This is a genomic window from Cyanobium sp. WKJ7-Wakatipu (assembly GCF_024345355.1).
Classification (GTDB): domain Bacteria; phylum Cyanobacteriota; class Cyanobacteriia; order PCC-6307; family Cyanobiaceae; genus Cyanobium_A; species Cyanobium_A usitatum.
In genome coordinates this window covers 1-13232 of the sequence record NZ_JAGQAY010000026.1, presented here as the reverse complement: position 1 = coordinate 13232, position 13232 = coordinate 1, and the positions used below count along the sequence as shown (strand labels likewise).

Below are 13232 nucleotides of genomic sequence, written 5' to 3'. Positions count from 1 at the left end.
GTAGTTGCTGGGGGGCTCGAAGATAACGCCTTTCCCTGGGACGAGGTTACAAGACTTGCTAAGAGTCAAGGCCCAGCACCCTCAGAAGAAGGTCTTCGATGAGATCAGAAGTTTTGACCTTAGACAAAGCATGACTTAGCACATCCTCAAGGTCACCCACCTTTTCGTATCTATACCTTAGGGTATAGTCGTCATGCGTTGAATTGCCCGAGAATTTTAGGTCTTGATCTATTGAAATTTTTTTATATTTGCATTTATGGTTTTTATTTCCCGCAATTGGGATATACGACTCACAGTGCCAGCTCATGCTAACGCTGCCCTCGGTGCCCAGATCGTCATCCCAGGACGGACCAGAACTGAATAGCGGCCGTAGATCATTACTAGTTGCAAGGTCCTCCTCGAGGACATAAAAATCAGCCTCTTGAGTCAATTGCTTGATCAATGCTGTGTCATCTGGAAACGAGCATTCTTCAAATTCCCAGAAGCCGGTATCACTTTCAATGCTGACCCCTCCTGGCCTCATGGGGTATCCATCATCAGGGCTCATATTAGGCTCATATTCAATCCCGCAAGTCTCCGCAAACTCTTGCAAATCTTGATCCTTATTTTCAAGAAAAGCAATGATCGAGTCTGCCAACGGAAGGTGCTCGTCGCATTCGTCAACGTCCTTCATTTCAGCGCAAGTATCATAGCAAAATACTTTTATGCTAAACCCTTGGATTGCGAACTCCGTTTCGAGGAAGCAATCTGTATCGTCGTAGTCACAGGATTCGATCTCAAAAATATCAATTGGAACTTCTTTCCCTGAAAGCCGTTCCTCCAACGTCTCTTGGTCTTCCTCGGAGAGAAGACCTAGCAGATGAAGCTTAAGAGGCCCGGGCTGTTTTCTGAGAAAGTGCTTGTCTTCAAGATGCAGTAGCTGCCAGATAGGATCCTTTGCGGCCGCTGTGGGATCTGCTATGACAAGCTGTTGAAGTCGATTTTCTTTTTTCACGACAGAACTCTGTTGATGATAATTGGCTCCTAGCCAGTCTAGCCTTCAGCCCATTATGTAGTCAAGATGTTGAATTTCTGTTGCTACTTAGTTAGTGTGCTCTTACTATTAGATAATTTACCCTGCACTGTCTCTAATATCGCTACAATAAGGTCTAAGGCTGTCCCTGGATCTTCGTCATACTGACTGCTGTGACTTCGATAAGTGTAAGTGAGGATTGGGGCCTGCTGTTCATGAAAGGGTTTATTCGCGCTACTCTCTTTAAGATTATTAATCCACTCATCATTCTCAATGCCATCGGGGCTCCATAGTGCTCCCGATCCAAGCGTTAATACGAAGCAATTAATTTTACATTCCTTGACAAGGCCATCCTGGTAGCTATCGAGCATTTGCTGTCGGTCTATCCACGCCGATGGGTCATCTTTGTCCCCTGCTAATCCTAACCCAAGATCGGCCTTTTGTTTTTTGGTCAGCAAGTCTATCCAACGAAATCTACCGTCTTCGATCCCTTCCAGCTCGATTCTTTCATGTCCAATTTCAAATTCATTGTAATAGTCGACCGCACTGAAGCCCTGTACTTCAACGTTCCCGATTGTTTTAATGCTATACGTCACAACCCCAATAAAGTCGGTGTCGCATGGGTAGCATTCAGGCTTTCTGTGGGCCACTTTTCTGTTCAGCGACTCGAGTAGAACATCTGAAAGACGAGGGCTTTTCTTATTGAGGCTTACTTCTGCTAACTCGTCAAGCGAAAGCCAGGCGTCCGAGTTTCCGAGAAATTCAGAGATCGACCCCTCTGACTCAAAACCAATCTGAATTATTCGTTCCTCCCCAATTCTTCTTTCAATACAATGCTGAACAATCTCTTCAACAAAGACAACAATGCTTTCACCTCCTCTGAGGGCTTCGCCATCTTCTCCTGCTATGGCGAAAATAGTTTGCAGGGCCTCGTTAGCTACTTCTGCCGGGATCTGCCCCATTTTTGCCTTAAAATAGCCAGCTTTGGCCAAGGGCGACAAAATTGATAGATTTGGATCACTTAGATATAGAAGGTCAAGAGCCCCAAGATCATCATCGCTTGCGCGATTTAAGATCAAGTCGCGATTAATTGCCAGTGTTTTCACAAGAAAACTCCTATTGTCTTGAGAATTACTCTAGGGAGTTTGCGGGCTGGTGCAACTATGCAATCCCTCCTTTATCGGTTCGCCGTCATTCGCACTAGCGGTCTCGTCAAAGTCTGACTCAGATGTGACAGTGGTCTTAGCAGTTCACCGCCTCCATGCGCTTCCTCCACACCGCCGACTGGCAACTAGGCAAGCCCTATGCCCGTGTGGCTGATCCTGACAAGCGCGCCCAGTTGCGGCGTGAGCGGCTCAGTGCCATCGGGCGGCTTGGTGTGGTGGCGCAGCAGCAGGGTGCCGCCTTCATTGCCGTTGCCGGAGATTTGTTCGATACCCACCAGCCCACCAAGGCAGACGTCTCTGCCGCCTGCAGCGCCATCGGTGGGGTAAGGCTGCCTGTGCTGGTTATTCCTGGCAACCATGACCACGGCGGGGCCGGCAGCTGCTGGAACGAGTCCTACTTCCTCAAGGAGGTGCAGCAGCTGGCTCCCAACCTCACAGTGCTGCTGGAGCGCCAACCTTTTGATCTCACCAGCATCGGCCTACCCGGGGGCGTGGTGTTGCCCTGCCCACTGCTGCGCAAAGCCGAGCCAGTGGATCCCACTGCCTGGCTGCGCCAGCTCGACTTCTCCCCCTGGAGCGACCAACCCAGGATTGTTCTGGCCCATGGATCGGTGCATGGCTTCGGGGGGGAGGACAGCGGCGACACGGACGACGAGAACCCACCGGTGCCCACCAACCGCATCGACCTCTCGGCGCTGCCAACCGGTGAGATCGACTATGTCGCTCTGGGCGACTGGCATGGCCTCAAGCAGGTAAGTGGCAGAGCCTGGTACTCCGGCTGCCATGAGATGGATCGCTTCCCAAGGGCGGCTGACTACCGCTCCGGCCAAGTGCTGGTGGTCGACGCAAACCGCGGTCTGCAGCCTGAGGTGTTCGACATCCGCACCGGTGCGATTGGCTGGCATCAGCTCCAGCACCGCTTCAACAGCGACGCTGACCTGGATCGTCTTGAGCAGATCCTCCGCGATCTGATTGGCCCCCGCAGCCAGGAGGATCTACTGCTTCTGGAGCTGGACGGCAGCCTCAGCCTTGCCGCTGCGGCGCGCCTGCAGGATCTACTCCAGCGCTTTGAGGCCCGGCTGCTGCGCCTGAAGCTGCGCGATCGCACCAGCGTGGCTCCCGATGCCGTTGAACTGCGCCTCCTTACCGAGCGGGCGGGTGATCCTTTGGTAGCCCGTGTTGCCCAGCGGCTACAGCAGCAGCTGGAGCTGGGAGAAGAGGAAGGCGAGCTGGCCCGGATGGCCCTGCGGGAACTGCACCGCGCCTGTGTCAGCAACTAACGGAACCCAACTACCACCGCCTCTCCTGAATCCACGACCCCCCAGCTCTCTGCTATGCGCCTCCTCTCTGCTCGCGTTCGTGATTACCGCCGCCATCGCGACCTGCCCATCAGCTTCGATCCACGCTTCACGGTGATCGCCGGGCCCAATCAATCCGGCAAGAGCACCCTGGCTGAGGCCCTGCACCGGGCCCTATTCCTCCCAGTGAAAACCGGCGGTGAACTGCTCAAGAGCATGCAGTCGGATCCGTTTGTGGCTGAACCGGAGGTGGAGATCAGCTTTGAGGCCGCCGGTGAACGTTGGGAGCTGCGCAAACGCTTCGCCGGCACGCGCGGAAGTGCCAGCCTGCGTGACAGCGCTGGCCGCAGCCTGCAGGGGGAAGACGCTGAGGAGCGGCTGGCTGAACTGATCGGCACCGCTGCCGTAGCCCGCAACCGTGGTGCAGGCGATCAGCTCAAGGAGCGCTGGGGCCATCTTTGGGTGTGGCAGGGATCGGCAAGTAGCAATCCGCTTGGTCTCAATGCTGCCAGCTACGACCACGATCGCTTGGTGGAACGGCTCCAGGCCGGCGCGGATCTGGGAGTGCAGTCGCAGCTGGATCTGGCCGTGCTGGATGACATCCAAACTCGATGGGCCACGGTCTACACCCCAGGCGGTGCCAACCGCGCCCCTCAGGTGAAGACGGGCTCCCCTCTGCATGACGCGCGCAAGGCGGCCATTGAGGCTCAGGACGATCTGGAGGCCATCAGTGATCAGATCGACCAACAAGCGGCAGCAGAGCAGGCCTTTCAGGAGGCGGTTGCCCAGCTGCAGCGCGTGTGCCAGGCGCTGCCGCCTCTCAAGGTGCAGCGCGGGGAACTGGACCAGAAGCTGAAACGCAGCCAGGAGCTGGAGGCGGCGATCGCCGCGGAGAAACCCCAGTGGCAGGGGGCCCAGAAGGAACGCGACGACCTCGAAAAGGACCGCACGCAGCTGGAGGAGCTGCAAAAGCAAGTAACCACCCTGGAGGCCGCCAAGGCCCCGGATCAGGAGAGACTTGGGTCGCTCAAGCAACAACTGCCTGATCTGGTGGCTGCCCGTGCGCATGCCCAGGAGCAGCTGGAAGCCCAGGAACAGGCTGTGGCCAAGGCCATCCGCGAGGCCACGGCGATCGAAACCCTGCAGAAAGGCCTGGGCCAACTGCAGGAACAACAGCGGCTGGAGCAGCAACTGGCAGCGCTGGCCGCCAACCAGGTCCGCTGCGATGAACTTCAGGCCGATATCGCCCGGCTGCCCGCGCTGCAGGCAGCGGATGTGGAGACGCTGCGCCGGCTTGAAACGGCAAGACGTGATGCCCGGGTTCGAGCGGAAGCACTCTCAGCGGGCATTGAGGTGATCCGTGCTGGACGCCCTGTGCGGGTGGATGGGGTCGAGCTTGCTGCAGGAGTGCGCCAGCTCTTGTCGGAGCCGGCGACGGTGCAGGTGGGTGACGATGTGGAGCTGCGGCTCACCCCTGGCGATGGCTCCAGTGCTGCGGAAGCAGCAACCGTGCTCGCAGAAGCGGAGGGCAAGTTCCAGGCTGAACTCCAGCGTTGGCAGCTGACGACGGTGGACGAAGCTGCCACGGCCGAGCGGCGGCGCAGTGATCTGCTGGCGGAGCAGCAGCGCCTGATCGAACAACACGGCGGAGCGGACCCCGAAGCCCTGCGCCTCCGGCTGAATGCGTTGATTCAGGGAGCGGATGCTCAGGTTGCGCTCGACGCCGCCGATGCAGCTCTGCAAGGGGAAGCCCTTGAGAGCCGTCTGCGTGCCTTGGAGCAGCAGCTCAGCGAGGCTCGCCAACAACGCGATGGGGCCACCAAGACGGAACAACAGCAACAGGCGCTGGTGAAGCAATCCAGTGCTGACCTGGATGCCCAGACCAAGCTGATTGCAACGGCGGAAGCTGGTCTGCGTGAGCGTGAAAATCAGTCATTGGAAGCGAGCACCCGCATCCATGCCCTACAGGAGCGACACGGCTCTCTTGAGGCTCTGACGGTCGCACTCGCTCAGGCCCGCGAACGCTGCAGGGAGCTCCAGAGCAAGCTGGAGGGGCTGGAGAGCGAGCTGGCGGAGCTGGGCGCTGAAAGCCTCAAGGACAGGGCTGCAGAGCTTGATAAAGAGATCAGCACGCTTGAGAGCCAGGAGCGCGAAGCGACAGAGGCACGCATCCGTGCCGAAAGCCGTCTGCATGGCGATGGGCAGGTTGATCTCCAAGCTGAGCTTGAGCAGAAGCAGGCCGAGCTGGAGTCACGCCTGGAGGAGCAGGAACGGCTGGAGAAGGAGGCGGGGATGCTCACGCTGCTGCGTCGCCTATTGGAGGAGGAACAGAACGCGATGGCCACGCAATACACCGCACCGCTCACTGAGCGGATCGGCCGTTATCTCGCCCAGGTGTTCCCCGAGACCCCTCAGACCAGCCTCAGCTATGACGCCAGGAGCGGCTTTCAGGAACTGCAGTGGCGCCTCGGCAACGAAGCGGCCTTTGGCTTTGACGTGCTCAGCACCGGCGCCCGCGAACAGTTCGCCGCTGCCCTGCGGGTCACCATGGCGGAAGTGCTGGCCGAGGCCTACGACGGCACCTTGCCCGTGCTGTTTGACGACGCCTTTGCCAACTCCGATCCAGAGCGGCAGGCGGGAGTGTTTCGCATGCTGCAGCAGGCCGCTGACCAGGGATTGCAGGTGATTCTGCTCACCTGTGATCCAGAGAGAAGTAGGGGGATTGAGGGGGCAAGCCATACCAGTCTCGGCCTTTAACCGATGGAATTTTCTGCAAACAAGCGGCTTGGTGGCTACGTAAGCTGAACGGAAAATCGCCTGTGCTATGGCACCGAAGGACAGCCTCTTGCGGCGCCTGCAGCACCTGGATCAGTCGGGTAGTTCCGAGCGCCAGGCGGCACGACGCAAACGCTCGCAACAGAGCAGCGGCGAGATTCTTCAGACCTTTCTGGCCTACAAGCTCGACCATGCGGCCGAAAAGATGGCCATGGGCATCTTTTCGGCGACCCGCTCACCCTGCTGCATGAGCCCACCAACAAATGGGATCCCAACGCCGTCAAGGCGTTTTGGAAACAAGAGTGGATCGGCTATATCCCCAAGGACATGGCGGCTTTGATCGCTGCTGAAGTCCCTGAGGTGGGCACAGGCCTAGAGGCGGTGGTGACCGGGCTCACCACCACCTCCCGCCGCGATGCCTTCCGGCTGCAGATCTCCATCCCCATCCCCAAGGCCAGCCGCCGCCTACGGGAGCTGGGCGTATCGAGCACATTCGCCTGGGATTTTGATCGCACCAGCGGTGCCGACAAGCTGCGGTTGGTGATCAGTTGCACCGAAACGGCCTTCCGCGAGTTGCAGGAGCTGCTGGCGGGTAGCTACGAGGTCAGCAAGTGCGGCTACAGCTACTACCCCGCCCAAGACGGACGCCACTACCCCTGGTATCTCAGCCTCACCGATAGCAGTGGCAAAGCTCCAGACGATCTGGAGCAAGTGGAGCAGCTGATCCGCGCGCTGTTTGGCGTGCCAAGTGAAACCACCCGCGTCCGCAAGCGGCAGGATCGCCTCAAGGAGCTTGAGGAGAAGCAGGAGGACATCAACACCCGACTGGAGACCAGTCGGGCAGAGGAGCGCCGTCTCAGACGCGAGTTTGATTTCAACAAGAGGGCCTGGGAACAGCGAGCCGAGAAAGCCCAGGAACAAGGTGAGCAAGCCATCGAACTGGCCCAATCTGTTGAGAGTGAGATCAGTCAGCAGCTCGACCTCAAAGAGCAGGAGCTGCAGCTGGCCCTCGCCGAAAACAAGGCCCTAGATGATCAGCTGGAGCAGAGCACCAACGAGCTGGACGCCCTCAGGCTCGAACTCGAGTACTTGGAGCAGGCAGGCCCCCCAGGGGCAGCCACCGAGTTGAGCTATACCCCGTGGAGCAGCACGGATGGGGAGGTGTGCGAGCAGGAGATCACCAACCGCCTGCTCAATAGCCTGCGTGGAGTTGCCAGCAGTGCTCGCCTTAAGCCACGCCAATGCCTGGAATTGGTGAGAGAGGAACTCTGCCCTGGCCATCTATTGGTGCTCGATAGCGCCTGGAGCTCCGCCGACGAGGCCAGGGGCTTTGAATATGGCGGCCAGCTATTTGAGCTGCTCTGGCTACTGGCCACCAGTTACCGCGAGCAAAAGCTGGCAGGTGCGCCAGACCGGATTGCAGGTCAAGTCTTCGGGAGCAGCAGCTATGCAGCTAGGGAATCCCAGACCATCGAGACCAACCCTCAAGCCAAGCGCGCCCGCACCTTCTCCTATCAGGGCAAAACGGTCGAGATGTGGCAGCACCTCAAGATCGGCGCCAAGGATTCCGAAAATCACACCCTGAGGGTTCACTTCTGCTGGGATGAAGAGCTCAACCAGGTGGTGATCGGCCATTGCGGCAAGCACCTTTTCAACCCCAATCACTGAGCCCGAGGCACAAACGTGAGCAGGTTATCGCTGGACGAGTAGCGGAAGGAGCCTGGCGTCGGCTGCCGGATCAGATACGCCGCCGTCTTTCCTTTCGCCTTGGCTGCAGACTGCTCCTTCTCTCGGCGCCCATAGTGGGCCTTGAGAGCAGCTACGCGTTCATCGAAGCCAGGGTGGGTGGAATCCTTCTCCGTTGCACTGCCATCACCGGTTGATTTGTAGATGAAGATCAGTTCATCAACGCAGATGCGGCCCTTGTAACCGGCACGCGCCATCATGTCGGCGGCATCGCGATCCGCTTCCAGTTCCTGCTGCCTTGATTTGGCCATGGTCTTTAGATCTTTTTTCTCCTTGGGGAGGCCCTTAATGGCGTGATTGTTGTAATAGCTACGCTCAAAGATGTGATACCTCTGCACATGGGCGATCTCATGGGCAACCGTGCAGCCCAGCCAGCCAACCCGTGGGCCATAGACACGAAACGATGGCCGTGAAATCAGGACTGTTCCGCTGGAAGTCGACGAGCCCTCGATATCGCCCACCGCATAGCTCTGACGGATCAGCTCATCCCAGCCATTGGCATAGGTGCGAAAGGGATTGAGCGTGACAAACATGTCGCAGCGATCCTCTTTGCAGAGCCCGCGTTGAACCGCCAGCTGGGCGCTGTAGATCCCGGAGGTGACCGCAAAGTTGAGCGGCTGCTTGCCGAGGGCGTTGCCGCTGGCGAGGCGATCGACGATGGCCTCAAGGCTCTGGTATTCAGCTGGCATCCGCCGCGACCAGGCCCAGGCGCCAGCAGCGCCGGCGGCGGCGAGGGCGAGGGCCGCGAGTGCCAGGACGCTGCTGCGAGTGCGGAAGGCAGGGCTCATCGCTCAGGGCTCCACAAGATCGAGGAGCTGGCCGTTGGCATCCACCAAGCGATGGCGTTTGCCGGTGCTGCGAGCTCGCGCCTGGGCGGTGCGGAAGGCATCGGCCTGGTTGTGCTTCTCCTGGAAGCGCTGCCAGCGACCGAACTGGTCCTGCCACTGGATATCAACGCGGGTCATGACTTTCTGAGCGGATGAGTTCACCATCACACGGCCTAGCGATCACTGTTAGCGACGTTGTGCGAATCACCAGCGGTGTGGGGCCAAGGTCGTGCTTCGCAGGAGAGAGCGGCTAGGTCGCAGCGAGTAAGGCGAGGCTTTTGTCAACCCGATCAGCACGCCATGACTACCGCCACCGAAAACGCTGCCACCGAAAACGTCGCCATCAAGGACGCCGCCGCCGACCGGCGTAAACAGCTCGCCGCCCAATTGCTGCGGGGGGAGAGCGTGATGGTCACCCAGCAGGGAGAAATCCGCTCCCTCAGTGAGCGCGGCGAGAGCGAGGTGGCGATCACCGTGCCCGAGGGCAAGCTGGCTGCACCCTCGTCGCTCTACTGGTACGAGCGCGACCCGGAACTGTTTCAGGCCGAACGGGCGGCGATGAACCACTTCTTCCCCCAGTTCCGGCCCGATCGCCTGCCCGATGGGCGCCTGTCCTGGCTGGGGTCACTGGTTAGCTGTATCCCCGGCAGCCAGCGGATCTGGCACCTGCAGCTCGTCTACGACCATGACCATCCCCATGGGAATGGCTATGGCGGCTCGATCAGCGTCTTCCCGATCGAGCCCGACCTCAATGCCCTCGCCGAGCAACTCGAGGAGTCGATCCCCCACACCCTGCTCCATGAACCCAGCGGTGAGCTGAGCCTCTGCACGGTGGCAGCCGAATCGTTCCGCCATGGCCGCGATCACTCCAGCACCGCCGCCAGCACCCTGGCCTGGGCAGCCAAATGGATCGCTGCCTTTGAGCTCTGGATGCTCGGCGAGCTGAGCACGGCCCAGTTCGCCGGCCACCGGATCTGAGGGCACTGCCATGACCACAACCGCCATTGAGGTTCCCGTGGAAGTTTTGTTCTCCCGCCGGGCCCACGCAGCCATCTGCGCCGAAACCCTGGAACACCACCCCAACGAAACGGGCGGCATCCTGCTGGGGCGTTACCACCAGAAGCGCTGGCAGGTGCTGGAGGCGATCGACCCTGGCCCCGCTGCCGAGAGCACCGCCACCAGCTTCAGTTACGACCAGGGCTACGTAAATCATCTGGCCGCCAAGCTGGCGCGCCAGTACCGCCAGCCCCTGCAGCTTGCCGGCCTTTGGCATCGCCACCCCGGCAGCTTCGATCGGTTTTCGGCCGATGACGACAGCACCAACCGGCGCTTTGCCAGGCAGGGCAGCCACGGAGCCCTCTCGTGCCTGGTGAATCTTGATCCCCGCTTCCGCCTCACGGCTTATCACGTTCCAGCGGATCTCCGTTACCAACGGCTGCCGGTGTGGATCGGCGATGCTCTGCTCGATGGCGAGCTGCGCCAGCAGCTCGATGCCTCAGATCTGGATCCAGAGCGGTTGGGTGCATCGGCCCTGGCCTGCGAGCTGCAGGAGCTGTTTGCGTGGCGACAACGTAGGGCCCTGGCTCTACGTGGCCCCCTGACCGCTCGCTTGGATGGGGTGCTGGCGCAACTCGATCAACTGCAGCGATGGCGCTATGGCCTGCGGGCCTGCGGGGCTGTGCTGCAAGTGGCCCTGGTGGAGCGCGCAGGACCACGGCGGCAGCTCTGGGAGGTGCAGGCCAATGCCACTGGTTTGATCACGACATGCGTGCTGGAGCGCGGGACCCATGACCAGTAAGCGCTCCGCAAGCCCGGCCATCGTCTGGTTTCCGGTTGATCTACCAACGGCGGCAGCCAACCCGGATCTGCACGGCTACTTCCAGGCGGAGACGGGTCACTATGTGGTGCTGGGAACCGATCCCGCCGGTCTACCGGGCTGCCGGAACCTGAGCGCTTGTTCAGGGATCCCGCTCCTGCAGGCGATCCACACCGAGCAGGGCTGGCAGTTCACCGCCGCCGGGCAGCCGTGCATCGCTAGGCCCTATGGGCTTGAGAACGATCTGTTCTCACGCCATGCCGGCCTGCTGGAGACCGCCGCGATGGCGCAATGCGGCGTGATCGTCTGTGGTTGCGGTTCGGTGGGCAGCCTGGCGGCCCTGGATCTAGCCCGCAGCGGTGTGGGGCGCTTTCTGCTGATCGATGACGACCTCCTCTCGATCGAGAACCTCTGCCGCCACCAATGCGGCCTGGCTGATCTGGGCCGCAGCAAGGTCCGTGCGGTGGCGGAGCGGATCCGGCTGATCAACCCCCGTGCCGAGGTGCAGGTACACACCACCACCCTGGAGCGGTTGGATCCGGCTGTGGTGGCGGCATTCGCATCGGCCCAGAACGCACAAGGCCAACGGCTTCCATCCCTGCTGTTGGCGGCTGCCGACAGCCGCCGGGCCGATCGCTATGGCGCCCAGCTGGCAGCCCAGTTGCAACTGGCTTTTCTCTCGATCGGCCTGTGGGAGCGGGCCTTCGCGGGTGAGCTGTTCTATTGGCATCCCGATGCACCGATGCCCTGTTACGGCTGTGCGTTTGAGGGGCTGCTCGGATCACTTTCCCGGCGCCCTGAACAGAAGCGCCGCTTCTACAGCAATGACAGGGAGCTGCAGCAGCTCGACTTTCAACCCGGCCTCGCCATCGATATCGCCTACGTGGTGCAGGTGGGCCTGAAGCTGGCGATCGACCTACTCAACCGCCACAACCCGCGCCATGTGCCGCGGCTGCTGGGCAAGCTCACTCAGTACACCCTGGTGTGCAACAGCAACGATGATCGCCTGGGCGGCGAGGCAGCCGGCATCTTCTCCCACCCGCTGCAGGTGACCAGCTCGATTCAGGTGGGCTACGGGCAGGACTGTCCTACCTGCCGCTGGAGCGTCTGAGGAGTCGCCGTGCCGTTCAACGAGAAAGGGGAATTCATCCGTGCACCGGCCCGACCCAGCCGCCCCCGCCCTGCTTGAAGCCGCAAGTTGATGCGCCCGAGCAGGCGACCGATCCCCCAGGCCACGGCAAGCGCTGCGTTGGAGTCCGGTGTCAACGGAGTGGATCTGGCCACCATCGTCATAGGGCTGGTGACCCTGGTGCTGGTGGTGGGCCTGATGGTTGCTCTGGTCTGGTTTGTGGTGGCCTTCCGCGAGTGGTTGCTGCTCAGCCTGGTGCTCTGGTCGATCTCCCAGCTGCGCAAGCTGCTTGGCTGAATCTGCGCCAACGCGGCGATCGGGAGACTCCCCTTGCAGAGCGCTGTGTTGGCAGGCTTGTCATGCCTTGGTTAGGGGTTTGTGCAGAGAACCGGCCGTTGGCGACAGCTGCTGCTGAGCTTCAGGGTTGATCCAGCCCATGGCTGCGTGTGATCACTTCGTCGCCGCTGCCGAGCAGAAACCTCTGCTGGCTGCCGCGCACTTGCATCCAGGCGCCGGTGCAACGGCCCTCGAAGGTGACTGTGCCTCGGCGTGGATTGAGCCCGTACTGATCAAACCAGGTGCGCTCGCGGCGGCTCCAGGTCAAGATCCCCTTGTGCCGGCAGCGCTTGAGCTGATCGGCAGCCCAGTCTTCCGCCCGATGCCTGGCCCACTCGCGTTTTTCTGTCTCACGGGGAGAACAGAAAGCAGATGGCACCTTCTTTACGAGGCCTGCTCCCGGGGAATAGCGGATCGAGAGGTAGGGATCGATCGGTTCATCCGCCCATTCCTCCCAGGCAATGCGCTCACGCTCGAGCTGCTCCAGGGCCTCGGCCTGATCCAGCTCGAGGCAGCGACGCAGCTCCTCTGGATCGGGCTGCAGCTCAGCGATCAGCTTCTCGAGCCAGTGATCGCTGATCGGCTCTCCGAGCTCGAAGGCACGGATCAGGCTGCCCACCTTGGAGAGGTTGCTGGCGCCAAGACGAGCAGCCAGCTGGCCAGGCTTGAGGTCACGCTGCTGCCGCAGGGCGGCGAGATGACGCGAGAGGTGGCTGCTGCGGCGAACACCAGAGGACATGACGAATCGGGGTGGCGTTCCTGCTCATCAACCCCTCGGGGTTCCAGGATTGACCACCTTGCCCAGCAGGAACGGACGGCAGGTTGGTGACCGGCAATCCCCTGGAGGATTAGCGCCGGTGCTCGGGATGAACGGAGCGAACTCCTGCACTGAAGGTAGCTGCGTTAGGCGGGGACGGACTTCGCCGTCGTGCGAACAACGAAGAAAAAGCCTTATGGGTACCTCGAAATTTACGAGATTTGCCAGCCTCTGATCACCATAAAAAAAATGCCTTTCGGCATCGTCGCAGCAGATCATAAGTGCTCAAGCAATGCAATATTGTCGGCAAATTGATTCGTACTGGATACTGCTTAGGCAATAGTCAGGGCGTTAGTTGATCGTTGGAGAT

Annotated in this window: 11 protein-coding genes and 1 pseudogene; 7 read left to right on the top strand and 5 right to left on the bottom strand. The window is 60.3% G+C overall.

What is annotated here, in order from left to right; all coding sequences use genetic code 11:
* Window positions 1-58 precede the first annotated feature (58 nt).
* Entirely contained in the window at window positions 59-994 is a 936-nt protein-coding gene (locus KBY83_RS12245; RefSeq protein ID WP_255019769.1) for a hypothetical protein, read from the bottom strand.
* Window positions 995-1077: 83 nt separating this feature from the next.
* A complete protein-coding gene (locus KBY83_RS12240) occupies window positions 1078-2118 on the bottom strand; it encodes a hypothetical protein (protein ID WP_255019768.1) in 1041 nt (346 codons plus the stop codon).
* Between the two features lie 155 nt (window positions 2119-2273).
* Between KBY83_RS12240 and KBY83_RS12235 the strand changes: the two genes are divergently transcribed.
* From KBY83_RS12235 to KBY83_RS12225, 3 genes and pseudogenes are all read left to right on the top strand, one after another.
* Complete coding sequence (locus KBY83_RS12235) at window positions 2274-3458, top strand: DNA repair exonuclease (protein WP_255019766.1); 1185 nt, start codon at window positions 2274-2276, stop codon at window positions 3456-3458.
* Between the two features lie 54 nt (window positions 3459-3512).
* The gene (locus KBY83_RS12230) at window positions 3513-6233 is read left to right on the top strand and encodes an AAA family ATPase (protein WP_255019765.1); all 2721 of its coding nucleotides are present in this window, start codon (window positions 3513-3515) and stop codon (window positions 6231-6233) included.
* A 255-nt stretch (window positions 6234-6488) separates the two neighbouring features.
* Window positions 6489-7919 (top strand): annotated as a pseudogene (locus tag KBY83_RS12225) (HIRAN domain-containing protein); the annotation flags it as partial.
* Here KBY83_RS12225 and KBY83_RS12220 read toward each other — a convergent pair.
* Together KBY83_RS12220 and KBY83_RS12215 are read right to left on the bottom strand one after the other, a co-directional pair.
* The gene (locus tag KBY83_RS12220) at window positions 7913-8785 is read right to left on the bottom strand and encodes a M48 family metalloprotease (protein WP_255019761.1); all 873 of its coding nucleotides are present in this window, start codon (window positions 8783-8785) and stop codon (window positions 7913-7915) included. The pseudogene KBY83_RS12225 and the gene KBY83_RS12220 sit on opposite strands and share 7 nt — an antisense overlap.
* Before the next feature lie 3 nt (window positions 8786-8788).
* On the bottom strand, window positions 8789-8962 hold the full coding sequence (locus KBY83_RS12215; protein WP_255019760.1) for a hypothetical protein: 174 nt from the start codon (window positions 8960-8962) through the stop codon (window positions 8789-8791).
* 162 nt (window positions 8963-9124) lie between these two features.
* Between KBY83_RS12215 and KBY83_RS12210 the strand changes: the two genes are divergently transcribed.
* The 4 genes from KBY83_RS12210 to KBY83_RS12195 all read left to right on the top strand — a co-directional run bounded on the left by KBY83_RS12210 (window position 9125) and on the right by KBY83_RS12195 (window position 12066).
* Window positions 9125-9802, top strand: a complete 678-nt coding sequence (locus tag KBY83_RS12210) for a hypothetical protein (protein ID WP_255019759.1) — start codon at window positions 9125-9127, stop codon at window positions 9800-9802.
* Window positions 9803-9812: 10 nt separating this feature from the next.
* On the top strand, window positions 9813-10622 hold the full coding sequence (locus KBY83_RS12205) for a Mov34/MPN/PAD-1 family protein (RefSeq protein WP_255019758.1): 810 nt from the start codon (window positions 9813-9815) through the stop codon (window positions 10620-10622).
* The gene (locus KBY83_RS12200; RefSeq protein ID WP_255019756.1) at window positions 10612-11751 is read left to right on the top strand and encodes a ThiF family adenylyltransferase; all 1140 of its coding nucleotides are present in this window, start codon (window positions 10612-10614) and stop codon (window positions 11749-11751) included. The genes KBY83_RS12205 and KBY83_RS12200 overlap by 11 nt, the downstream gene beginning before the upstream one ends.
* A gap of 90 nt (window positions 11752-11841) precedes the next feature.
* Window positions 11842-12066 carry a hypothetical protein gene (locus tag KBY83_RS12195; protein ID WP_255019755.1) on the top strand — a complete coding sequence of 75 codons (225 nt, stop codon included), beginning with the start codon at window positions 11842-11844 and terminating at the stop codon, window positions 12064-12066.
* A gap of 121 nt (window positions 12067-12187) precedes the next feature.
* Here the strand turns inward: KBY83_RS12195 and KBY83_RS12190 are convergent, their stop codons facing one another.
* Window positions 12188-12844, bottom strand: a complete 657-nt coding sequence (locus tag KBY83_RS12190; RefSeq protein ID WP_255019753.1) for a hypothetical protein — start codon at window positions 12842-12844, stop codon at window positions 12188-12190.
* Window positions 12845-13232 lie beyond the last annotated feature (388 nt).